A 22953-nucleotide genomic window follows, 5' to 3' on the forward strand; every position below is an offset into this window, starting at 1 on the left:
ACATATTCATGGCACGCAATATGCACAAGGTTCCGGCAGAACGCACGCCAACAGCAGCACCCGGCAGCCACAAATTTTGCAAAATTGTCACCCGCGCGCGCATCCAATCTATCGACGTTCAGCGTTCTATTGTATAGATATATGCAGGGCGTACCAGTCGGGCATAGTACTCAAACACGGCGGCAACAGGAACTATGACTGATTGCAAGCCACGGCATCTGGCCCAATACTAAAGACACGCAGCGCTGTTGCGTATGCACGACCAACGTAGATCTACTGCATTCTGTGAATTGCTGAGCGGAGGATTGTTATGGTGGGATTTGTTGTGCAGGTTGCCATTATCGCCATCTGGGCGGCCATGCTTGTGATCCACACGCGCCGGCTGCTGCGGCTCGCCAATATTGAGCTGAAGAACCGCATTGCCAAGCCGATCCGCCCGCAGCTGCATCGCGTGTGGTGGTGGCTTGGCCGCGAGGAATACTGGCGCGCGGTGCAGGTCGACGTGCTGCGCGGCATGCAGATGACCTTTATGATGTTCCTGCTGGTTTGGGGTATTTACGCCTGAGCGCCTAGCGCGGCAGGCTAAATGGGCAACGGGCAATGGCGCCCGCTCCACGCCCACCTTGTGCGCTCGGGCGCGGTACCATCGCCGCACCCGATTTTTTATGCCTTCCGCCGGCTGCCACCGCACCAGCTATCCTATGGTACTATTAGCGCATTGCCCACGAGCCGTTGAGGTGAGCTACGGGCCAGCGCAGGCGGTTACACCCCCGCCCAATGGAGCCACTATGAATGTTCGCTGGATGGCGGTGTTTACAGGCTACCTGGTCGATTTCTTTATCAGCTTGCTGATTGTCTCGTTTGCCGGCCAATCGTTCGCCGCCGAACCCGATCTCACCCAAGCCTCGCACGTCATTATTATTGCGCTGCTCACGCTTTCCACCGGGGTGGGCGGCTATGTTGCCGGGCGCATGGCGCGCAGCGATCGCGTGATGAATGGCTTCCTGGTTGCGATTGTGGGCATTCTGCTGAACCAGCTTGGCGGCTCGCTGCCGCGCGTGCTGGTGCTGGCAAGCGTGGCGGCCTGTGGTCTGGCAGCGTTAGGCGGCTACCTGAGCCGCTTCCCCGCCGAACGCGATCAACCATCCGTGCGGTAGCCCGCCCTTGCGCCTGTCGCGCCCCTCGTCGTCGTCTCCCATCCTGGCGCTGGGTCGTGTATAATGTCGCCGGTTCGCCCGCTCTTCACGCCTTGAAAAGGGCGTACGCCAAAAGTCAGGTGCTTGCCACCCTTATAACGATGATTCATCGTGAGCCAAACCACTACAAACGACCTCGTTGCTCTGCGTGATGACGAGTTGCTGACGCTTGTGCAGCAGCGTCATGAGCCTGCTCTTGGCGCAATTTACGATCGCTATGGTCGCGTGATTTATACCATCGCGCTTCGTATTACGGGCAGCCGCGAAACCGCCGAAGAAGTGGTGCAGGATGTCTTCCAGAACATCTGGCAGGCCGCTGGCACCTTTCAGCCAGGGATTGCGCAGGCATCGTCCTGGATCTTCGGTATTGCGCGGCACCGCGCCATCGACGCAACCCGCAGCAAACGCGAGCGCGCCCGCACACGCGAGCAAAATCTCGACGATACTGCGCCGTTCGTTGCGCCTTCCGATCCCGAGCGCGATGTCGGCCAGCTGCTGCTGCGCGATGCCGTGCGCGAAGCCCTGGCTGAACTTCCCATCAACCAGCGCCAGGCCGTCGAGCTGGCCTACTATGGCGACCTGACGCGCGCCGAGATCGCCGACCGGCTGGGCGAGCCGCTTGGCACCGTGAAAACGCGCCTGCGGCTGGGCCTGGCGAAACTGCGCGACCTGCTGCGCGCATTTGAGGACGAAAACAGCTAACAAATAGTTTATGATCCTAAGGAAAGACATCCAAACGGGCATGATTCATCGCACTGCTGAATGAGCTCACATCATTACTCGCCCGTTATCCCATCACTGGTAAAACAATGACAACGCCGCCTGATGACATCCTAGACTTGCTGACTGCGTATGCCCTCGGCACCATCGAACCCGATGAGCTCGCACAGGTAAGCCAATTACTTGCTCAAAGCCCTGAGCTGCGCGCGCTGCTGGCCGAGCTGCGCCAGGCTGCCAATGCCTTGCCATACGCCCTGCCCGAAGCAACGCCGCCCGCCGATCTGCGCCAGCGCACGCTCGATTTCGCCACGGGCCGCGCCAGCCGCGCGCCAGCCAGCCGTGGCGGTATCGCCACACGGATGCGCGTGTGGGTTGCGTCGCTGGGCACGCTGGCCGCTGTGGCAATTGTGGCTGCCGTGATCGGCTGGGGCCAGTTCTTTGGCGCTACCAGCCAATCGGCGCAGATGGCGCAGCAGGTAGCAACCGCCCAAACACAGCTGAACGAGCTGCAAGCCCAGATCAGCGAAGCTACGAAAGTGCTGGCCTCGCTGCAAGGGGAAGCTGGCCAGGCTGCCCTGCTGCAAACCAATACGGGCCGAACGGTCTTTGTTGCCAAGCTGCCGCGGCTCCAGCCCGGCCGTGTCTACCAGCTCTGGCGCATTCAGGGCAAGAACGCGCCAGCCAGCGCCGGGCTTTTCACCGTCAACCAGGCTGGCTTCGGCCAGGCCAGCATAGCGGATGGTGAGCCGGCAGCCGGCGAGGTGATAGCCGTGACGAACGAACCCGAAGGCGGCAGCCCCGGGCCAACCAGCAACCCGCTGATCGCGTCGACGGTAAACGCCTGATCGAAAACGTAAACGTGCAACCCCAGCAGACGAGCGCAATGCGCTCGTCTGTTTGCTTGCCCGGCACGCCATGGGGCAAGGCAGGCGGCTGTGCTATAATGGCCGGCATTCACGCATAAGCGTTAGGTCGCGCCCTGCCGAGGAGCTTCCATGCCGGACGATCTGCCAATTTTGTTCGACTTCCCCAACAGCCCCGAAGCGCACCTTGGCGAAGGCCAGAGCGCCGAGCGCGAGCTGCCGATCGTCCCGCTGATCAACACCGTCCTCTTCCCGCACATGCTCACGCCTTTGTTCGTTGGGCGCGAGCGCTCGGTGGCAGCGGTGGAAGACGCGATGGAGCACGACCGCACCATCCTGGCAATTGCCCAGCGCGAGCAAGACACTGAAGATGTTGGCTCCAGCGACCTGTTCACCATCGGCGTCGAAGCGCACATCCAGCGCGTGCTGAAAATGCCCGACGGCTCGACATCGATTGTGGTGCAGGGCCGCCGCCGCATGCGCGTGCGCGACTTCACCGCCGAGCGGCCCATGCTGCGCGCCACTGCCACGCCAATCTATGGCGAGGAAGATAAATCGATTGCCGTCGAGGCCATGATGCGCGCGGTGCTGTCGCTCTTCGAAAAGGTCGTGAAGCTTTCGCGCACCCTGCCCGACGACTCGTACATTATGGCAATGAATGTCGACGAGCCGGGCTGGCTGGCCGACCTGATCGCCTCGACCCTGCCGTTGGATGTGCCGCGCCGCCAGGAAATCCTCGAAACGATCGACCCGGAAGAACGCCTGCGCCGCCTTTCGATTATGCTCACGCAAGAGCTCGATGTGCTTGAGCTGGAAACGCGCATTCATACGCAGGTGCAGAAAGAGGTCGACAAATCGCAGCGCGAGTTCTTCCTGCGCGAGCAGATGAAGGCCATCCAGCGCGAGCTTGGCCAGGAAGACCCTTTGCAGCGCGAGCTGATCGAGCTGCGCGAGCGCATCCTGCACGCCGGCATGCCCGAAAAAGTGCAGCTGAAAGCCTTCGACGAGCTTGAGCGCATGGAAGCCATGTCGCCGGCCGCTCCCGAGTATAGCGTGCTGCGCACCTACCTCGACTGGCTGCTCGACCTGCCGTGGGCACAGCAAACCGACGACACCGACAGCCTGATCGACGCGGCGCACACGCTGGATGCCAACCACTATGGCCTGCCCAGGATCAAAGAGCGCATGCTTGAGTTCATGGCCGTGCGCCAGCTTGCCGGCCCGCGCCTGAAATCGCCAATTCTGTGCTTTGTCGGGCCACCCGGCGTGGGCAAAACTAGCCTGGGCCGCTCAATCGCCGAAGCACTGGGCCGCCATTTCGTGCGCATCTCGCTCGGCGGCATCCACGACGAAGCCGAAATTCGCGGGCATCGCCGCACCTATATTGGCGCGCTGCCCGGCCGCATTGTCAAGGCAATGAAAGACGCCGGCACGATCAACCCGGTGTTTATGCTCGACGAGATCGACAAGCTCGGCAGCGATTTCCGCGGCGACCCGTCATCTGCGCTACTCGAAGTGCTCGACCCCGAGCAGAATAACGCCTTTACCGACCACTATCTCGATGTTCCCTACGACCTCTCGCGGGTGATGTTTGTCACCACCGCCAACCTGCTCGACCCCATCCCGCCGCCGCTGCGCGACCGCATGGAGGTCATTCAGCTGCCCGGCTACACCGAAGAAGAAAAATTGCAGATCGCCCGTCAGTTTCTGGTTCCCAAGCAGCTCGAAGCCAACGGCCTCGCGCCCGAGCTGCTCGACACGCTCGACGAGCACAGCAATGGCGTTGACACGCAGCCCGAGCATTACAATGTGCAGTTTGGCGAAAAAGCGCTGCGCCACCTGATTCGCCACTATACGTACGAGGCCGGCGTGCGCAACCTGGAGCGCGAAATCGGCTCGATCTGCCGTAAGATCGCGCGGCGCGTTGCCGAAGGCCGCGCCTTCCCACACGTCGTCACACCGGCCGTGATTGAAAAATACCTCGGCCCGCCCATTCGCACCCACGGCGCCGCCGAAGCACGCGACGAAATTGGCGTGGCGACTGGCCTGAGCTGGACGGCCAATGGCGGCGATACCATGGCGATTGAAGTGTCGGTGATGGAAGGGCGCGGCGCGCTGACCCTGACCGGCCAGCTTGGCGATGTCATGCGCGAATCGGCGCAGGCCGCGCTTTCGTTTGCGCGAGCCAATGCGCGCCGGCTGGGCATCGACGACCGGCGCTTCGACAAAACCGACATTCACATCCACGTGCCCGAAGGCGCGGTGCCGAAAGATGGCCCTTCCGCCGGCATTACGCTCGCCACCGCGCTGATCTCGGCGCTGACTGGCCGCGCCGTCAAGCGCGACGTGGCGATGACGGGCGAAATTACGCTGCGCGGGCGCGTGCTGCCGGTGGGCGGCGTGAAAGAAAAGATCCTGGGCGCGCACCGCGCCGGCATTGGCACGATCATCCTGCCGCGCAAAAACGAGCGCGACCTGGCCGAAGTGCCGGGGCATGTCAAACGGCGCCTGAGCTTCATCCATGTCGAGCACATGGACGAAGTGCTGGCGCAGGCGATCTGCGAAGCGCCGCTGCACGAGCCGCACGCCCGCCGCAACGGCAAAAAAGCCAAAGAAAAACGCTCGAATGGGCTTTTAGCGCAGGGCCTGGCGGATGGGGAGTAGGAGTTGGCGACTGCAATGCCAGCGTTCGTTTTCACTTCCGCATCGCCTTCCTGATACTGCACCAACAAACAGAACGGCCTCGGGTTAGCACCCGAGGCCGTTCTGCGATCTCTGTCCAAATGGGCTACTGCACCGCCTGGAGATAATCGGATGCCACCCAGCCTTCTGAGCCTTCCGCATCACGTATATTCTTCCATACCCGGTCGGGAGCGATATAATCCTGGCCAATGATCGTCACCACCGCGCCTTCGGGTAACGTCTTCACCGGCGGGCCGTCGGTGCTGTGGTCGGGGCGCAGGAATAAGCCCTCCGCGCCGGTATTGATCACGCGGAACTGCGCGCCGCCAGTGTTCGCGTTCACTGCGGGCGCGAGCGTCGGGCTGATGCTGGCCGTTGCGCTTGGCAGGGCCGACAAGCCCGACCCACCCACGCCGCTGCCCGCGCTGGCCGCCACTTCCGTTGGGGTTGCGCTGGGCACCTGGCGCGGCGAGCGCGAGACATAGATCATCAGCACGAGCAGCACCACCAGCGCCGCCGCCGCCGCGACAATGCGCCAGCCGCCATACTGAAGCCACAAAGCAAATTCTTGCCGCGAAGAAGGAATTCCCTGGCTGCGGCGGTTGCGGCGCGTCACCCGCGAGCCGCGCCAGTCGGCGTTCAGCGGGTCGGCGGCTGGGTCGCGCTCACTCCCGCCAAGACGATCGGTCGGCTCGGTATCTCCGCGATGTGGCGCGCGAGTCGCTCGCGTTTCGTAGGGATCGCGATCTTCCCGTGCCATCGGCCACTCCTTTCACCTGGAAGCTCTGCGTCGCGTGCATGATAGCACAAGTTTGCCAGCGCACGAGCGAATATTATTCGGCAACGCCAAACATTTCACGCCAGTAGGCCAGCAGTTCATCGACAATCTGCGGCATGCCGATCTGCGGCGCCCAGCCCGTGTCGGCGCGCAGACGCGAGTTGTCGCCCTGCAAAATTGGCTCGTCGGACGGGCGCAGCCGTGCCGGGTCGACATGCACATCCACAGGCACGCGGCCACGCGCGCGCACCAGCTCGACAATATCGCCAATGCGCGTGGCCGTGCCCGAGCAAAGGTTGTAGGCTGTGCCGGGCGTGCCGCGGTCGAGCAGCAGCCACAGCGCGCGCGCCACATCCGTCACGTGCGTGAAGTCGCGGCGCGGCTCGAGGTTGCCCACGCGCAGCACCGGCGGCTGGCGCTCGGCTTCGATCAGCGCCATCTGCTGGCAGAATGTCTGAATCGAGCAGCGGTCGCCCTGGCGCGGGCCAACATGGTTGAACGAGCGCGTCACAATCACATGCAGGCCGTAGCTATCGTGGTATTGCAGGCCCAGCAGTTCCTGCGCCACCTTGCTGACGCCATAGGGCGAGGCTGGCCGCAGACCGCGCGTTTCAGGAATGGGTACTTCGTCGGCGCGCACCCAGCCATACTCGGCGCTTGAGCCGGCAATATGCACGCGTGCCTGCGGCGCATGGGCGCGCACTGCTTCCAGCACATTAATCGTCCCCTCGCCATTTGTGCGCATGGTCGTGATGGGCGCATCCCACGAGGCCGAAGGGTAGCTCTGCGCCGCCAGATGATACACTCGGTCGGGCGCGGCCGCACGCACCGCCGCCGCAACCGCAAATGGGTCTTCGATATCGCCTTCGTGGAAAGTCACGCGACCCTGGAGCTGCTGGATGGGGCGCGGATCGCTGCGCCAGCGCTTAAACGCGTGTACCTCAACATCGGGCAGGGTCAGCAAATAATCGGCAAGAAAGCTGCCGACCGGGCCAGTAATTCCAGTGATCAGCACGCGAGTTGGCATGGCGCGAGTATCCTTTTCCCCTTGTCGAGCGTTTTGACAACAAAGCTTTTTGTCTGGCGAGTATACCGCAACTATCGGAAATCGCAATCTACCTTGCCGAATTGTTGCGCATTCCTTTCCACGGGGCAGTTGCTTCGTGCCGATGAAACATCTATAATAGGCCAATGCTCTCGACCGATTAAAATGGCATTACCTACCTACTTTATGCGGCGCGGAGGATCAGCATGCCCTTGATCAAAAAAGCGGGAACGACGAAAGGCATCGGCGCAGCGGCGCAGCCCACGCCATACGACGAGGGCGACACCAACCTGCTGGGGAATGCTGCTGCCGAAAGCCGTTCAGCGCCTGCGCCAACCATGCAGCCGGGGGTTGTGCTCCAGGGTCGTTACGCGATCGAAGGCACGCTCGGCGTTGGCGGCATGAGCGTGGTGTATCGCGGGCGCGACCTGCGCTTCAAAGACGTGGTGCGCCCCTGCGCGATCAAAGAAATGTTCCAGAGCGCGCCCGACTCAAACACGCGCCTGCTGAACCTGAAAAACTTCGAGCGCGAGTCGGGCTTGCTCGCCACCCTGCAGCATCCCGCCATCCCAAAAGTGTACGACTTCTTCGAGGAAAATGGCCGCTTCTACCTGATTTTGGAGCTGGTGCCCGGGCATGATCTCGAAACGGTGCTCGACGAAGCACACGGCCCGCTGAGCGAAGAGCGCGTGGCGCGCTGGGCCGTGCAGATCTGCGACGTGCTGGCCTACCTGCACAACCGCAGCCCCGAGCCGGTGGTGTTCCGCGATCTCAAGCCCTCGAACGTGATGGTAACGCCCGAAGAACGGGTTGTGCTGATCGACTTCGGTATTGCGCGCAACCTCAACCGCGGAGACCGCAAAGGCACCATGATCGGCACCGAAGGCTACTCGCCGCCCGAGCAGTATCGCGGCCTGGCCGAGCCGCGTGGCGACCTGTACGCGCTTGGCGCGACCATGCACCACCTGCTCACCGCCAGCGACCCGCGCCTGGAAACGCCCTTCACCTTCCACGAGCGCCCGCTGCGCCAGCTCAACCCGGCGATTTCGCCCGAGCTCGACGCAGTGGTGGCGCGCGCGCTTGAGTACGATGTTTCGGCGCGCTGGAACTCGGCCGATGAAATGAAGGCCGCGCTGCTGCAACTGCCCAGCCTGGGTGGCGCGGTTGCCAGCATTGGCGGCATTCCGGTGCGCCCGAGCGCCACTTCCCCGGCGCGGCCACGCACCGCTAACACCGAACTGCTGTGGAGCTTCAAGTGCGAAGATGAAGTGCGCTCGTCGCCGTGCGTGAGCAATGGCATGCTGTATGTGGGCTGCTACGACACCAACCTCTACGCCATCGACAGCGAGCGAGGCGAATTTCGCTGGAAATACCCCACCGAAGGCGGCATCTCATCGTCGCCAACCGTATGGCAGGATCTGGTGATCGTCGGCTCGGAAGACGGCGCGGTGTATGCGCTCGACACCCGGCGCGGCGCGCTGCGCTGGACATTCCGCACCACCAAGCCGGTGCGCTCGTCGCCGCGCGTCGACGATCGCGTGGTCTTTATCGGCTCCGACGATCAGCACTTCTACGCGCTCGACGGCCTGCGCGGAACGATGATCTGGAAGCACCGCAGCTGGATGCCCATCCGCTCGTCGGCCTGCGTGGCGAATGGCGCGGTATTTGTGGGCGGCAGCGATGGGCACGTCTACAGCTTCGACATTCGCAACGGCGGCCTGCGCTGGAAGCAGAAAACCCAGCAGCCGGTTATTTCCTCGCCGGCCTTTGGCGAAGGGCTGGTGTTTGCCGGCTCGATGGACGGCAACATCTACGCGCTCGACAGCGAAGGCGGCTGGCCAGCCTGGCGCTACCGCACTAACCATTATGTCAATTCTTCACCCTGTGTTGTAGGAACGCGTGTCTTTATTGGCGGCGTGGATGGCATCATGTACGCGCTTGAAGCCAAGACGGGCCGGCTTTCGTGGAAATTCGACACCAGCAGCCAGATCACATCGTCGCCGCGCTCCGACGGCGGCAAGATCTTCTTTGGCGCAGCCGATGGCACTGTCTACGCGCTCGACGCCGGCACAGGCAGCCAGCTTTGGAAGTTCCAGACTAACGGCCCGGTTGTGTCGTCGCCCGCCGTGCAGGAAGGCGTGGTGTATGTCGGCTCGATGGATCACCAGGTCTATGCTCTGCGTGCCTAGTACGCGAGAACGCGCAGGGTTCGGGGGTTAGGGGTTGGGGATTGCAATGGGCAACGGAGCTTTTCACTGCCCGAAAACCTCATTTGGAATTGCACAGGCTGTTTGAGTTCTCAGTTTGAATGTGCCTGGTTAAGCTCGCCGCTCATCGCGGAGAACTCACGGAGTGATTGATGTCGTTCATCAGCAAGCTGTTCCGCAAAACCGAAAGCGACCCCGAAACGGCAACCGGGCAGGCGCAGATCGAAGACGCGCCCGAGGCGCAAGCTCAGGCTGCCGAGAACGATGCGGGCGCCGCCGAAACGCTGCCACCTGCGAATGAAACAAGCGGCACGCCCGAAGCGGAATGGTGGGAAAGCTCTGCGCCGATTGATGAAACCAGCCCGGCGCTGGCCCCAGCCATTGCAGACGATTCTGCGCCAGCGCAGCAGGGCGAACCAGCCGAGGAAAAGCCGGCTGGCATGGGCACACAGCCGCTCGAAGCAGGCACAAACGCCGTCCCCAGCCAAACACCCCCACCGGCCAATGAAACCACCACCCGCCAGCTCGACAAAGATAAGGTGCCAACGCTCGCCGCGCTCCACTCGCAGCGCGGGCTGGCCTTTGCCGCGCTCCGCGACATTGGGCGCGTGCGCAGCATCAACCAGGATAGCATTTTCGGCATGCTGAGCACACTGCCGCGCGAAAGCAACGACCTGCCCTTTGGCGTGTTTGTGGTAGCCGACGGCATGGGCGGGCATCAGGGCGGCGAAGTTGCCAGCCGCCTGGCAATCAGCACAGTGGTGCAGCACATCCTGGCCGAGCTGGTGGTGCCGACGCTTGCTGACAGCAGCACCGAAGCCCTTCAGCCACTGCTGATCGAAGCAGTGCAAACCGCTAATCGCGTGATCTGGGAACAGGCGCAAACGCTTGGATCGGACATGGGCACGACCTGCACGGTTGCGCTGATGCTCGGCCACGCGCTTTACCTCGGCCACGTCGGCGACTCGCGTGCCTACCTCGCAACTCCCACGGGCCTGCGCCTGCTCACCAACGACCACTCGACCGTTGGGCGGCTCATTCAGGTCGGCCAGCTCGACGCCTCCGAGGCGCGCGAACATCCACTGCGCTCGCAGCTGTATCGTACCGTTGGCCAGCAGCCCGAAGTACTGGTAGACTTCAGCTACCAGCAACTTGGCGACGCCACGCACCTGCTGCTGGCCAGCGACGGGCTGTGGGGAATGATCGACGACGACATTCTGCTGGATGTGCTGCAACACCACCCCTGGCCGCAGGATGCTTGTAACGAGCTGATTGCACGCGCCAACCTCGCCGGCGGCGACGACAATATTTCAGCAATTGTGGTTTCTTTACCTTCAAACACAGCCTAGGCAAACCGCACACCGGCCCATGGCAGAGGAACAACGTATGGCACCAGGTATTCGGCTTCAGCGCACAATCAGCCGCCCCGTCGTCAGCGAAAGCGCCGAGCCACAGCTTCTCTACATTCTGCTCGAAGCAACGCCGGAGGGCCTGGCTGCCGAACTGCCCAAATTACCGCTGAACGTCTGCCTGGTTGTCGATCGCAGCTCGTCCATGCGCGGCGAGCGGCTCAACCAGGTCAAAGACGCGGCCAGCCGGATTATCGACCAGCTCAGCCAGGATGATTTTTTCTCGCTGGTGGTATTTAACGACCGCGCCGACACCCTGGTGCCGGCCCAGCGCGTCACAAACAAAGCCGACCTGAAGCAGGCGATTGGGCGGATCGAAGCAGCTGGCGGCACCGAAATGGCCAACGGCATGGCGCTGGCGCTGCAAGAAATCCAGCGGCCCTTGCTGTCGCGCGGCATCAGCCGCATGCTGCTGCTAACCGATGGGCGCACCTATGGCGACGAAAGCCGCTGCGTCGAGATTGCGCGGCGCGCCCAGCAGCGCAATATTGGCCTGACGGCGCTGGGCGTGGGCGATGAATGGAATGAAGACCTGCTGGAAACCATGACGGCGCGCGAAAACAGCCGGGCGCACTATATCGCCAGCGCGCAGGATATCACCGCAGTTTTTGCCGAAGAGCTCAAGCGCCTGCACTCAATCTTCGCTCAGCAGGTGCGCATCAAGCTGGCGGTGCGCCCCGGTGGGCAGGTGCGCTCGATCGACCGCGTGCGGCCATTTATTGGCCAGATTGCGATGAGCGAGGAAACCGACCTGCACTGGAGCGGCAACCTGGGCGACTGGCCCGGCAGCGATGTGCATGCCTTTCTGATCGAAGTTGTTGCGCCACCCATGTCCGCTGGCGACCATCCGCTGCTGAAAATAACCGTTCAATACGACCTGCCTGGCGCAAATCAGCGCGACCGCGTGGCAGAAGACATTGTGCGCGTGCGCGTGCAGCCCGGCACCGAGGCAGGCTACCAGGTCGATTCGACGGTGAAATACTGGCTCGAGCGGCTGGTGGCGTACCGGCTGCAATCGAGTGCCTGGCAGGATGTTGAAGCCGGGCGGCTGGACGAAGCGACCCGGCGGCTGCAAATGGCCGGCACGCGGCTGTTCGAGGCTGGCGAAGTGGCACTTGCCCAAACCGTGCAGGAAGAAGCGACCCGGCTGCTGCGCAGCGGCAATACCAGCGATGAAGGCCGCAAGCGGATCAAGTTTGGCACGCGCGGCCTCATGGGGCAGGGGCCTGGCGCAGAGCGAAGCAAGGGCAGCTAGCGCGGCCAGCGCCAAGAAAGAGCGAACGCATGCAAGTGTGCTCAAACTGCGCATCCAAGCAATTCGACGGCACGATTTTTTGCACGGAGTGCGGCGCAAACCTGCTCACCACCAACCGCCGCGAAACAACCGTGTCGCTTGGGCAGCAAGGCGCCAGCGGCACTGTGCCCGAAGCCGCGCCGCCAGCGTCGCCCACTATTGCGCAAGAAGAGCCACGCGTGACCCTGGTGGTAATGAACAGTGGCCGGCGTATCAACCTGAATATCAGCGACGACCTGCTGATTGGGCGCAAAGACAACGCGCGCGGCATTTTCCCCGATGTCGACTTAGGCCTCGACGGGGGCTACGACTCGGGCGTGTCGCGGCGGCACGCCATTCTGGCGCGGAAAAACAATCGCTACGTTTTGGAAGACCTTGGCAGCGCCAACGGCACATTCATTAATGGCCGGCAGCTTGCGCCTTCGCAGCCCACCCGCCTGGCCAGCGGCGACGAAATCCGCTGCGGAACGCTTTTGCTCCGTATCGAATTCGAAGAACGCTAACACGCAGCCACCACTGAAAGGACCAACCTGATGGCAAAGACGGTGATTTTGCATATTGTCGGCGAAGATCCGATCGTCGCCGACCTCGACCAGGAGCCACAGCCAACCGACGCGTACGTCAAAGTTTCGAACCTGCGCAAGCGCGATGGCAAGGATGTAGCGTACCTCACAGCCGGTGTGCAGAGCGTGATCTACCCGTGGCACCGCATCACCTTCCTTGAGATTATGGTCAGCGAGGAAGAGCGCGGCTCGGTTATCGACTTCTTCCGCAGCTAGGCGCTCGTATTCTTCACAACAAACCCCTCGCGCCAGCATATTGGCGCGAGGGGTTTGTGCGTATTGACACAAAGAAGTGCGGCGGGTAGAATGCGCCGCGAGAGCGGATGTGGCCCGGTGGTTGCCCTCGTCTTCAAAACGAGTGGGCGGGGTGACGAGCTTCGCCGGTGGGTTCGACTCCCACGCGCTCTCGTATTGCCCATTCTCACGACCGAGTGCCAGTGCCTCCTTGAGTGCGTCGACTTCAAGCATCCGCTCGGCAAGCAGCCGCTTCAGCCACCCATCTCTTTTTCTAACTCTTTGAGGTGCTGTGCTTCAGCGACACGCATCCCACCATGCGTTTTGCGCCAGCAGAGCTAGCCGTGTCGCTTCGGGTGGAAACACGCCCATACGCCGTGGTTTGTCTGCCTTGACAGGCCACTTTCACTCCCCGTTGCAGAGCTTAATTCACTTCAGCAGCAATTATGGATTGAGAATCTGCCCGAAACAGCCATCTTTCGACTTATTCAAGTCAGTATCATTGTCAGTACGAGCGTTGCGGCGAAACAAAATAATGGCATTGAGCGTTGTTTGTATTGCCAGCTTATTCACTTGCGTCGGTAGTAGCATTACTGCACTACTGATTACCGACAGCGTTTGGGATTAGGTCATATCCATCAAATAAAAGCCTCGCCACTCACTGCCACCGAACACGCGCTTGCAGCGAACGCCGCTTCGCGCGAGATCGTGCCTTTTTTTGGCGTTTTCTGATGCGGCGCGCTTGCGGCTGATGCGCAAGACGTTCGGTGCTTCACCAGTGACAGCCCCTGTCACATCTGCCTGCTACACTCTCCGCATTCACTTCCTGCGCATAAAGGAGCTTCTCATGCAGACTTGCGAAGAATTAGTCTATACCCAAAGCGAAGATGGCTTACTACTCGCTGGCGTCTGTATCACTCCTCCTCAGCCATCCTCATTCCCTCCGATCACACTCCTCTGGATCCACGGCAACACCGGCACATTTTATGATTGGCCATACATCACTATTGGTCGCGCACTCGTCAGACAGGGATTTGCATTCCTGAGCTGCAACACGCGTGGTCATGATATTTCTGCCACGCTCTATCGCCTTCCTGATGACATCCCTTATGCCGGCGGCAGCGCCTGGGAACGCATCGAAGACGCACCAGCCGACCTCGCTGCCTGGGTGAACGTTGCCGCGGAACGCGGAAGCCAGAAGATCATTTTGATCGGTCATAGCCACGGAGCAACCAAAACGCTCTTCTATCAAGCCCAACGCGCTGATCCTCGGGTGCGTGCAATCATTCTGGCTTCGCCTGAAGTACATGGACACTGGACCGACAGCTTGCCCACGGCACAAGAGTTGGTCGCTGCAGGGCAACCCACAACGCTTCTCACACTGTTTGCCGACGAGCCTTGGTATCAGCTTTCCGCGCGCACGCTCGTCAGTCGCGCACAGGCGCTTGAGCAAGCGTATAGCAACACACGCGGTCCATCCTATCTCAGCACAATCACTACCCCTATCCTCGCGTTTTACGGAACCGGTGGCGATGTTGGCGGAGAAACAGAGCTTGCGTTTCTCCGCCAGACAGCACACGAATCACAGCACATCGATGTGAAACTTATCGATGGCGCGGATCATGTGTATACCGGATATGAAGCACAGCTTGCCAGCCTGATTGCACGCTGGGTTGCGGATATCGCTTAGGACAGTTTAGGACTTTCCAGGTCTGTATAAGGCCAGCAACCCAACACGCGCTTGCGGCGGACGCCGCTTCGCGTCGAGCGAGATCGAACTTATGTTCCGCGCTCGTATCTGCTACAATAGCGCGCCCTGTTCGGCGCTGACCTCGATCCGAGTAGCGTACCATTTTCAAATTCGCTATGAATGAGCCACAAAACATCAAAACGACCGCCGCTGGCGTTGATGTGCTCCAAATTGATTTCCAAATCACGGTCGCGGAAGCTGTCGTTCCCTGCGTCGTCTGGAAACCCATCAATTTGGCGAAGCCGCGTACACTTGTGGCGCTCGGACACGGCGGATCGCAACACAAGAAGGCTGATACCATTCGTGACCGCGCGATCCACTATGCCTCACGTTTCGGCTGGTGCAGCCTTGCGATTGATGCCCCCAATCATGGTGAACGGACCACACCCGAACAGGCTGATGCAGAACGTCGCAGCACAGAGCGGCGTCTCGCTGGTGAGGCGAACGCGCCATCACTCAGCCCATCGGAAAAGATCGCGTTTCTCGATGCCCTGGCAGCACAAGCGGTACCCGAGTGGCAAGCAGCCCTTGATGTCACGCTCGCCGCTCTGATGCCAACAGTTGTTTCGATTGGCTATTGGGGTGTCTCACAAGGGACGTGGATTGGAGTGCCGCTTCTGGCGCAAGAGAAGCGGTTTCGGTGTGCAGTCCTGGGCTTGGCCCACCTGCATCCCGAGCATCACGCGTTTCGGCATGCCGCAGAGCAGATTCGGATACCACTGCGTTTCGCATTTCAATGGGACGACCCAATTCGCAGCCGAGACTACGGGATTGCCTTATTCAACGCATTTGGCAGTTCAAAAAAGTCGATGCATATCAATCCTGGTGGGCACACGGAAATACCAGCGGCAGAAGTAGCCTCCTGGGATCTCTTTTTCGAGCATCACTTGCAGTAGCAGCGTGGTCGTCGCACGCGCCGAACACACGCGTGCAGCGCGCGCCGCTGCGCGTGCAAGATCAGTGGTTTTGAGGAAATTTGTTCAGCGCTCGCGGCAACTGAATGCCTTGGCGTTGGACCAACCTTAAATCCATCTCACTTGCTTCTTCGCTGGTTTGCCAACGAAACATCCGTGCTATACTCTCACCATCTCTCGCGCACCACTCGTCGAGATGGTGGCTGTTTGTCGATCACCCGTTTCGCTGGAAAGGCAGCAGACTATGGCACACCCGCTTGTTATTCAATTACGCTTTACTCGGAGTGAATTTGCGCGCGCCTGGAAAGGTGTTTCTGAGGAAGATGCACAGCGCCGCTTTATGCCAATGAATTGTATTAGCTGGATGATTGGTCATCTTGCCTGGCAGGAACAATACTACTTTTTGCACTACGGCCAAGGGCGTGTGCTGCTGCCCGACATCAATCGTGATTTTGCCAATGGTGCACCAGAAAGCACACCTGCGCTCGACCTCGTCAGCAGCGCCTGGCATACTATTACTGAAACGACGAATGTGTGGCTTGATACGCTGACAACCGAGCAGTTGCAGCAGCACGGCCTGAGTCAAGGAAAGCCGATAGCATATATTTACGGCAACCTCGTACAACGGGTCATTTATCACTACTGGTATCATACCGGCGAGATAATGGCGATACGGCAGTTACTCGGTCACAATCGCCTGCCGCAGTTTGTCGGCTCACTGGATAAAAAAGCATCGTACCTCCCAGAGGGAGCAATGTAAGCCTGTACGATCAGCCCACCACGCGCGTGCAGCGGGCGCCACTTCGCGTCGAGCAAGAACGCGCCCATTTAGCGCTACGCTCTGCTACAATGTGGGTGCCATGTACCCGCAGCGGCGCCTAAATATAAGCAGCCGGTCGATTTCGCATTGCCGCACAAATGCAGAGTACAACCATGATCGAAAATACTCTCGATCAGCTCCAACACATTCGTCCTCATGTGTTGACCACGGTCGTACAACAAGACCAGCGGCGATCTTCTCTGATCATTACCGATTGGAAGGCCCAGCCGTTCAGTGATAGCGGGAGCCACGGGGCAGCGTAGCGTTGTCCTCCTCGACTGGGCCGATTGCGGTATCGCGCCGCTTGGCGCGGAACTGAACGCGTTCATATGCACCAGCAGTCTTGTGTTCGGCTGGCCGCCTGCCCAAGTTCGGGAACTCGATCAACGTGTTTTTCCGAGCTATCTCGACGGACTTGCTGCATCAGGCTGGGCTGGCGATGCGCGGCAGGTGCGGCTTGGCTATGTGGGCTGGGTAGCACTGTATTATGGCCGTATATTTCCGGGGTTTCTGCGATACTGGTGTCGGCCAGACAATCGGTCGTTTGCAATGCAGCAGTTCGGCATGGCAGAAGAAGAGCTGTATGTCCAGTGGTTGCCTTTCGTAGAGTATGTTTTTGCATGTGCTGATGAGACGCAAGCGCTGATTGCCACAGCCACCCTATTGTAGAACACAGCACGAGCATCCCCAGAGCGTGACAGGTGCGGACGCCGCTTCGCGCGCGAAATCGCACTTTTTAGGAAGTTTGCGTAGCGCTCGCGGCAACAGAATGGCAAGCTGTCGGGCCACTTCAATCGCATCTACATCTTACCCTCGTGCTATGTTCCGAGCACATATCACACGACCATTTACCAGTCGCTTGCCACCAAGCCGCTCAGAAAAGGAGAGTTCCGGATGCCTGAACCGATCATTGTTGCTGAACGCGCCTCGCGCCCAAGCGAGCAGCAGGCCATCGCAGCCGTAGGACACTCCTTTGATCTTTATGAATGGACTGGCGGTGGCCCTGGCTACTTGCACGTCCATTATGCGGACGATGAAGCGTGGCATATTCTTGAAGGAACGCTCACGTTTCGCTTTGCCGACCGTGACGTTGAAGCAGCAGCAGGAACAAGCGTTTTTGTACCAGCAGGCGTGCCACATGACTACGTTGAGGCGGCAGGGCCGACACGCTATCTGATTGTGCTCACGCCACGGCTGCGTGCGCTTATCAGCGCGCTCCACGCAGCTCCCTTGCACCAGCACGCGACGATTATGCGTCAATTCGAGTCGGCCATAGTTGACGACCCGGTGAGAATGTCAGATCGACAGTAACCCGGTGTCACATGCGCTCATATCTGCTACACTGTGCTCGGCATCAATCGGCAGCGCCGCTAAAGTGCAAGCCCCATTTTCCAGCGCCTTGATTCTTTTCTTGCAGCCGCGTTATTCTTTCTTGAACGAATCAACTTCGGCGTCATACGCCATCGGGCGAGGTGGTCCATTCAGGTCGGCTGCTCCGATATACTGTGCGTAGCTTGTCTTTGATCTTCGGCAAGAAACACGCATGTGCTGGAGGCTTCATTGTGACTCGGCCCAAGCTCTCTGTCATTTGTGGTTTACCCGGTGCTGGCAAGACCACACGAGCAATCAAAATCGCCACGGCCACGGGCGCGGTGCGCTTGTGCCCAGACGAATGGCTGGTAGCCATGGGTATCAGCCTCGTGGACTACACCATTCGCTTTCGACTCCAGGACCATATGGTTCACCATGCCGAAACGCTCCTCCGCGCAGGCGTATCGGTTATCGTCGAGTTCGGGTCGTGGTCTCGTGCCGAACGCGAAACCATCCGGCAGATTGCCGTGCGTACGGATGCGACCACAGAACTGCACTTCGTCGACGCGCCACTGCCAGAGCTGGCACGTCGAGTGCAAGAACGCGGTGGGCCGGATGCGAAGAGCCTGCTGGAGGACGTACTCCTGAAGTTTCCAGAAAAGTTCGAACAGCCAAGCGCAGATGAGACGAGACTGTATGACGTCTATTTTGGTCCCAACGACTGCGTATTCGAGAAATCGTGAAAAGTGATCGATTGGCGAAAAGGGCCGGCATCTGCGCATCAAGGCGCGCTGCTGCTGGCCGGCACGCTGGCGCACGCGGGCACGGCGGCGGTGTTCGGGCAGGGCAAGAACGAGCCGGGTGAGGTGCGCTAGTGTGCTTTCACCACACGGGATGGGGGAGGGGAAATGGGCTTTGCTCGTTGCGATGCAGAAATTCTTTCCTGATTTCTGCATCGCCTTCTTGATTACGCGTTAAGGGTCGATCATAAGAAGCTTATGGTCGATCATAAGAAGCTTACGGTCGATCATAAGAAGCTTACGGTCGATCATAAGAAGCTTATGGTCGATCATAAGAAGCTTACGGTCGATCATAAGAAGCTTATGGTCGATCATAAGAAGCTTACGGTCGATCATAAGAAGCTTATGGTCGATCATAAGAAGCTTACGGTCGATCAATTGAGGTTACTAATTGCTCTGGAAAATACGTTATTTCATACAACGGGCAAGCTTCCAGGAAGCTCATCTGGTTATCAGGTTGAAGCAAAACTGGCTTGAGCTTCCTGGAAGCTGAGTACAGGGAAATGTATTTTCCAGAGTACTCATTGCTTTTTCTCGGGGCGCTTCGCCCCCGTGCCCCCGATTGAGGTTACTCATTGCTTTTTCTCGGGGCGCTTCGCCACGTGCCCCCGATTAGGGAAACCCTCGCCAGTTTCCCTAAAACCCTTCCGGCAAAGGGTGCTGGTGCCGATTGCCAGGCTCGTTGCTGTGCCATGCGGTGGCTGAAGGCTTGATGCTGGGGTGTACTACTATTTTCTGCCAAACGTGTGGGGCAAAGGCGAGCGCGTCGGCAAGGAATTCGTGTTTGCCGACAGCGCGGCAGACGTCTGGCCCGACCGGATTGTGCCGCTCAAGGGCGCCGACCTCGACCCGAGGAGGACGGGCGCATGGAGCGCGTGACCGAATGCTCCTGCGCACCAGCCCGCGCCGATTTCGACGCGCTGGGCACGCTGCTCTGGCAGGTATAACTCACACGCCAGCCGGTAAGCACAAGAAAACCGGCACCCCACACAGCGGCGCTTCGATTTGTTCGTCAGAGATTCAGATTATCGTTCTGTGATCGCCTGCCGGTTCGCCGCCCAGGCGCGCCGCACCACCGCTTCGAGCTCGCGTGGGTAGTCGAATGCATGGCGCTCGGCCAGTTCTGGCCCAACGCGCATCATCTCGGCGCGAATGGCCTCGATGGCAGCAACAGTTTCTTCGGGTGTTCGCGAGGGCAGGCCCGTAATGCGCTGCTGTTCGGCAGTGAGCCGCCCCCCCAGGCCTTTGTGAAGAATACCAATCATATGAAGCGTTGGGCGCGCGTCGATATCTTTGCCCGTAAGCAGCATATACCACGCCCGCAGCAGCGCCATCCGCTCGATGAAGAGGCCACCAAATGCGGTGTAGTCGTATTTTCTCGCCAGCGCCTTCATCTGCTTGTGGGTTGCGATCCAGTAGTCGACCAGGAACTGCCGCACCACAGCAGCATCAATCTCCCGAACCAGCGCGGCGGCGGGCTGCGCGAAGCCTTCCAGCAGCGCCCGAAACGCGGCGTTGCGGCAGGCGAGAATCACGAGGTTTGGCTCGTGGTTGGACTGGCTGGTGTCCTGAACATAGAAATCAATGATCGTTTCGTCTTCCAGCACCATATGATGCAGCAGCGCCTGCTCGCCAAAACGCAGCAGCAGGCCGCCGCACGGCCGCAGTGGCAGGTAGCGCTGCCAATCGGGGCTGGCCCATTCGCCAACCTGCCCGGGCTCGACCGCGATGCGCAGATCGATATCGCTGTACGCGTCGCCAGTGCCGCTTGCAAGGCTGCCGCCAACCCACACCGCCTGAATGCCTGGATCGGCGGCACAGCGCGTGCCGATCGCACGGATGAGCTGGGCATGCGGGCCGCGCTCAAGCAGCCCGAGATTCACGTCGTCCATAGTTGTCATCGTCCTTTTGCAAGCGCGCGAACAGAAGGCGATGCGATCATAGCACAGATCGACCTGGGCCTGATCCTTGTTCCGAACATCCAGCGCAGCAGCCACGCGCCAAAGACGATTTGCGCGGCCAGGAAGCCATAGCGATGTATGCCGAACAAGAGCAGCACAAGCTCGTTCGCCAATGCAGCGTTGAACGCGACCACGCAGAAGCCACATGTTGCAACCAGCACGGCAGCTGCCTGCACAAGCTGGTTCAGGCCCATGGTGGCGGTTGCAAGCGCGGCAAGCACCAGCACAGCGCGGGATGCGTTCCTGTTTGCCTGCCTGAACACAACATCACGGCTGAACGCAAGCACGGCAAATGCAGCCATCTGGAGCAGATTGGCAACTGCGCCAATGCCAACCAGCCCCGCGCCCGCCCGAACACGCCCAGCTGTAGCCATCGCGTCGCCAGGCACATACAGCCTGCCAGTGATATATGCGCTGGCGCAGCCGCCCACGATCCCAGCGAGCAGAAACAGGTACCCCGCAATGCGCGCGCCGCGCTCGGCTGAAGCGGCCGCTGTTTCTGTTTGGCAGTTCCATGCCTCGTGCGGCTCATTCATCGCCATGCTCCCTGTGCGAAAAGCCACCCACCAGCATTGGGAAGCCTGCTCTCACGGCTGGCGAAGCTGCGCAAGCATCGCCTCGATCGCGTCAACGGCGGCCTCGGGCTGCTCAAGCTGAATGCTGTGCCTGCTCTTTTCTGCAAATATCTGCTGGCTGTGCGCCGACAATTGCAGCAGCTCGGCCTGCATGGCCTGCCACTCCGGGTCGGCACCGATTCCACGCGAAAGCACGATCAGCGGCATAGTGCCAAGGGTCTTTATGGCTTCGGCCTGCCGTAAACTTTCCGTCATGCCCGCGCCTTCGTCCAGCGTTGCCTGGAAGGAGCGCGGGGTCACGGAAAAGGCGGTGTAGGCTGGCTGAAACTCCGGGGATAATCCTGTTGTCAGCCCAAGCGGCCCGGCCAGCACGCGCAGCAGCCCAACCCGCGCCGGAAGCGTGAGGATGGCAGAACCGCTGGCATGTGTGCCCGCCGCTGGCGCCACGGATGGCCTGGCCTGGCGCGGGTTCATCGATTCGATCAGCACCACCCCGGCAACATCCGCCGCATAATCGTGCGCAAATACCCGCGCCGTTAAGCCGCCCATCGAGTGCCCAACCAGCACATATGGCCCCAGCTCGCCCGCGCTGTGCAGCGCGCTGTGCAGCTCGTTCGCGAATTGCCGGGCCGTGCGGGGCAGCGGTCCCGCTTCGCTCCAGCCCATTCCGGCGCGATCATAGGTGCAGATGCGCGTGGTCTTTGCAACTTCTGGCTGCACCCAGCTCGCCCACAACGCCGACCAATCGCCCCACCCGGCATCGATAAGCACAGTTGGGCTGCCAGCGCCAGCGCAGTTGAGGTGCAAACGGTAGCCGCCCAGATCAATCATCTGGCCGGGGGGCGGGTAGGCCCGCGCGTCCGCCGCCTCCGCTGCCGTTTCGTACACGGCCCCAAGCACCCCCAGGGCAAGAATGAGTGCGACCAGCACTGCAAGGGCGCGGCCAATGCCGCGAAGCACGCGCCGGGCGATGTGCGGAGCGCGGGCTTGTGTGTTCTGAGTATTCGTGAGTGTCGCCATGGTGTTTCCTCGCATAATCCTACAATCACGCTCCATGACCCGATGCGGCGTATGGTTTGGCCGGCTTGAGCTCGATGGCGCAGGTGCAGCGCGGCGCTGCGGGAGCGAGCGGGGGCCAGCAACTCGCGGCGTCGGCCGCCGTGCCGCGCGAGTGGGTTGTGCCGCCGCAGTGCCAGCAGGGTGCCAAAACGTTTTCAATCAGCGGGATGCCAAGCAGCGCGGCACCCGCATGCGCGCGTTCAGGTGCCTCGAACGGCGACAGGCCAACCGCGCCATCGCTGCCAAACGAAAGCTGGCCAACCGGTAGCAGGCCGGCTTTGCTCATTCCCGCGCCCGACGGGCTGTTTTCCGGCGCATAAATAATCCACACACGCTCGACTGCGGGCGCGAGCTGCCGCACGATGTGTTGCAACAGGCGCGGGTAGATGCCATAGCCCTGCCATTCGGGCAGCGTGGCGAAATCCCACAGGTAGCGTTCCGTCGCCGGCAGGGCAAAGCGCAAGTTCAGCTCGCCGATCGATGCTTCCTCGGTTGCCACCCAGCCATAGCCAACCGGCGTCTGCTCAACAAACGCGATATATGGCTGATGCGCGGCATCCATTCGCTGACGCACTTCTTCCAGAACGAGCCGATTAATATGGGCGATCAGTGCTTCATCGCGTGACGCTTCGACGCGAAAGCCCGCGAGCAACGGAAGGGGTGGCAGGGCGTCGCCGCGCCACCAGGTTGCGAGTGCCATAATGCCTCCTTCTTGCGCCTTCAGCGCAGGGTTTAGGGTTTGGGGAATAGGGATTGTCGATTGCAATGCTGA

The 22953-nt window shown here is 60.7% G+C and carries 26 protein-coding genes and 1 tRNA gene; 20 read left to right on the forward strand and 7 right to left on the reverse strand.

The features are described from left to right. The first annotated feature begins 310 nt into the window (after positions 1–310). From M1P90_RS13010 to lon, 5 genes are all read left to right on the forward strand, one after another. Positions 311–565, forward strand: coding sequence for a hypothetical protein (locus M1P90_RS13010; protein ID WP_483703082.1), 255 nt, complete (start codon positions 311–313; stop codon positions 563–565). Between the two features lie 223 nt (positions 566–788). Then, positions 789–1157 (forward strand): hypothetical protein, encoded by a 369-nt coding sequence (locus M1P90_RS13015; RefSeq protein WP_483703083.1) that lies wholly within the window; start codon positions 789–791, stop codon positions 1155–1157. A 150-nt stretch (positions 1158–1307) separates the two neighbouring features. Beyond that, the gene (locus M1P90_RS13020) at positions 1308–1898 is read left to right on the forward strand and encodes an RNA polymerase sigma factor (protein ID WP_483703084.1); all 591 of its coding nucleotides are present in this window, start codon (positions 1308–1310) and stop codon (positions 1896–1898) included. A 107-nt stretch (positions 1899–2005) separates the two neighbouring features. Beyond that, the gene (locus tag M1P90_RS13025; protein ID WP_483703085.1) at positions 2006–2761 is read left to right on the forward strand and encodes an anti-sigma factor; all 756 of its coding nucleotides are present in this window, start codon (positions 2006–2008) and stop codon (positions 2759–2761) included. A 150-nt stretch (positions 2762–2911) separates the two neighbouring features. Then, positions 2912–5443, forward strand: a complete 2532-nt coding sequence (lon, locus tag M1P90_RS13030; protein ID WP_483703086.1) for an endopeptidase La — start codon at positions 2912–2914, stop codon at positions 5441–5443. A gap of 124 nt (positions 5444–5567) precedes the next feature. Here the strand turns inward: lon and M1P90_RS13035 are convergent, their stop codons facing one another. Further along, entirely contained in the window at positions 5568–6221 is a 654-nt protein-coding gene (locus M1P90_RS13035) for an SH3 domain-containing protein (protein WP_483703087.1), read from the reverse strand. Positions 6222–6294: 73 nt separating this feature from the next. Continuing rightward, positions 6295–7266 carry a GDP-mannose 4,6-dehydratase gene (locus M1P90_RS13040; RefSeq protein WP_483703088.1) on the reverse strand — a complete coding sequence of 324 codons (972 nt, stop codon included), beginning with the start codon at positions 7264–7266 and terminating at the stop codon, positions 6295–6297. Positions 7267–7490: 224 nt separating this feature from the next. Here M1P90_RS13040 and M1P90_RS13045 point away from each other — a divergent pair, with 224 nt between their 5' ends. From M1P90_RS13045 to M1P90_RS13070, 6 genes are all read left to right on the forward strand, one after another. After that, the gene (locus tag M1P90_RS13045; protein ID WP_483703089.1) at positions 7491–9473 is read left to right on the forward strand and encodes a beta-alanine-activating enzyme beta-propeller domain-containing protein; all 1983 of its coding nucleotides are present in this window, start codon (positions 7491–7493) and stop codon (positions 9471–9473) included. A 170-nt stretch (positions 9474–9643) separates the two neighbouring features. Further along, positions 9644–10840, forward strand: a complete 1197-nt coding sequence (locus tag M1P90_RS13050) for a PP2C family protein-serine/threonine phosphatase (protein WP_483703090.1) — start codon at positions 9644–9646, stop codon at positions 10838–10840. A 37-nt stretch (positions 10841–10877) separates the two neighbouring features. Beyond that, complete coding sequence (locus M1P90_RS13055) at positions 10878–12155, forward strand: vWA domain-containing protein (RefSeq protein ID WP_483703091.1); 1278 nt, start codon at positions 10878–10880, stop codon at positions 12153–12155. A gap of 29 nt (positions 12156–12184) precedes the next feature. Then, on the forward strand, positions 12185–12697 hold the full coding sequence (locus tag M1P90_RS13060; RefSeq protein WP_483703092.1) for an FHA domain-containing protein: 513 nt from the start codon (positions 12185–12187) through the stop codon (positions 12695–12697). A gap of 30 nt (positions 12698–12727) precedes the next feature. Further along, a complete protein-coding gene (locus M1P90_RS13065; RefSeq protein ID WP_483703093.1) occupies positions 12728–12973 on the forward strand; it encodes a hypothetical protein in 246 nt (81 codons plus the stop codon). A gap of 99 nt (positions 12974–13072) precedes the next feature. After that, a tRNA-Sec gene (locus M1P90_RS13070) sits at positions 13073–13166 on the forward strand. A gap of 449 nt (positions 13167–13615) precedes the next feature. Here the strand turns inward: M1P90_RS13070 and M1P90_RS13075 are convergent. Further along, positions 13616–13786 (reverse strand): hypothetical protein, encoded by a 171-nt coding sequence (locus M1P90_RS13075; protein ID WP_483703094.1) that lies wholly within the window; start codon positions 13784–13786, stop codon positions 13616–13618. 52 nt (positions 13787–13838) lie between these two features. On the opposite strand from M1P90_RS13075, the gene M1P90_RS13080 reads away from it, so the two are divergent. The 9 genes from M1P90_RS13080 to M1P90_RS13120 all read left to right on the forward strand — a co-directional run bounded on the left by M1P90_RS13080 (position 13839) and on the right by M1P90_RS13120 (position 19465). Further along, positions 13839–14681: an alpha/beta hydrolase gene (locus M1P90_RS13080; protein ID WP_483703095.1), complete on the forward strand. Its 843-nt coding sequence runs from the start codon at positions 13839–13841 to the stop codon at positions 14679–14681. Between the two features lie 176 nt (positions 14682–14857). Continuing rightward, positions 14858–15637, forward strand: coding sequence for a hypothetical protein (locus tag M1P90_RS13085; protein WP_483703096.1), 780 nt, complete (start codon positions 14858–14860; stop codon positions 15635–15637). Positions 15638–15899: 262 nt separating this feature from the next. Next, complete coding sequence (locus M1P90_RS13090; protein ID WP_483703097.1) at positions 15900–16415, forward strand: DinB family protein; 516 nt, start codon at positions 15900–15902, stop codon at positions 16413–16415. A gap of 405 nt (positions 16416–16820) precedes the next feature. After that, entirely contained in the window at positions 16821–17144 is a 324-nt protein-coding gene (locus M1P90_RS13095) for a hypothetical protein (protein WP_483703098.1), read from the forward strand. Positions 17145–17369: 225 nt separating this feature from the next. Further along, positions 17370–17786, forward strand: a complete 417-nt coding sequence (locus M1P90_RS13100; protein ID WP_483703099.1) for a cupin domain-containing protein — start codon at positions 17370–17372, stop codon at positions 17784–17786. 251 nt (positions 17787–18037) lie between these two features. Continuing rightward, positions 18038–18529 carry a P-loop nucleotide/nucleoside kinase family protein gene (locus M1P90_RS13105; RefSeq protein ID WP_483703100.1) on the forward strand — a complete coding sequence of 164 codons (492 nt, stop codon included), beginning with the start codon at positions 18038–18040 and terminating at the stop codon, positions 18527–18529. Between the two features lie 3 nt (positions 18530–18532). Further along, positions 18533–18661: a hypothetical protein gene (locus M1P90_RS13110; protein WP_483703101.1), complete on the forward strand. Its 129-nt coding sequence runs from the start codon at positions 18533–18535 to the stop codon at positions 18659–18661. A gap of 123 nt (positions 18662–18784) precedes the next feature. Beyond that, on the forward strand, positions 18785–19063 hold the full coding sequence (locus M1P90_RS13115; protein ID WP_483703102.1) for a hypothetical protein: 279 nt from the start codon (positions 18785–18787) through the stop codon (positions 19061–19063). 243 nt (positions 19064–19306) lie between these two features. Further along, positions 19307–19465, forward strand: coding sequence for a hypothetical protein (locus tag M1P90_RS13120; RefSeq protein WP_483703103.1), 159 nt, complete (start codon positions 19307–19309; stop codon positions 19463–19465). A gap of 146 nt (positions 19466–19611) precedes the next feature. Here M1P90_RS13120 and M1P90_RS13125 read toward each other — a convergent pair whose 3' ends face one another. Genes M1P90_RS13125 through M1P90_RS13140 form a run of 4 tightly spaced genes read right to left on the reverse strand, consistent with a single transcriptional unit; the run spans position 19612 to position 22881 of the window. Further along, a complete protein-coding gene (locus tag M1P90_RS13125) occupies positions 19612–20478 on the reverse strand; it encodes a hypothetical protein (protein ID WP_483703104.1) in 867 nt (288 codons plus the stop codon). Positions 20479–20483: 5 nt separating this feature from the next. After that, complete coding sequence (locus M1P90_RS13130; RefSeq protein WP_483703105.1) at positions 20484–21083, reverse strand: DUF4386 domain-containing protein; 600 nt, start codon at positions 21081–21083, stop codon at positions 20484–20486. A 51-nt stretch (positions 21084–21134) separates the two neighbouring features. Then, a complete protein-coding gene (locus M1P90_RS13135; RefSeq protein WP_483703106.1) occupies positions 21135–22142 on the reverse strand; it encodes an alpha/beta hydrolase in 1008 nt (335 codons plus the stop codon). Between the two features lie 25 nt (positions 22143–22167). Further along, entirely contained in the window at positions 22168–22881 is a 714-nt protein-coding gene (locus M1P90_RS13140) for a GNAT family N-acetyltransferase (RefSeq protein ID WP_483703107.1), read from the reverse strand. Positions 22882–22953: the final 72 nt, after the last annotated feature.

Source organism: Kouleothrix sp. 19917 (assembly GCF_057073505.1).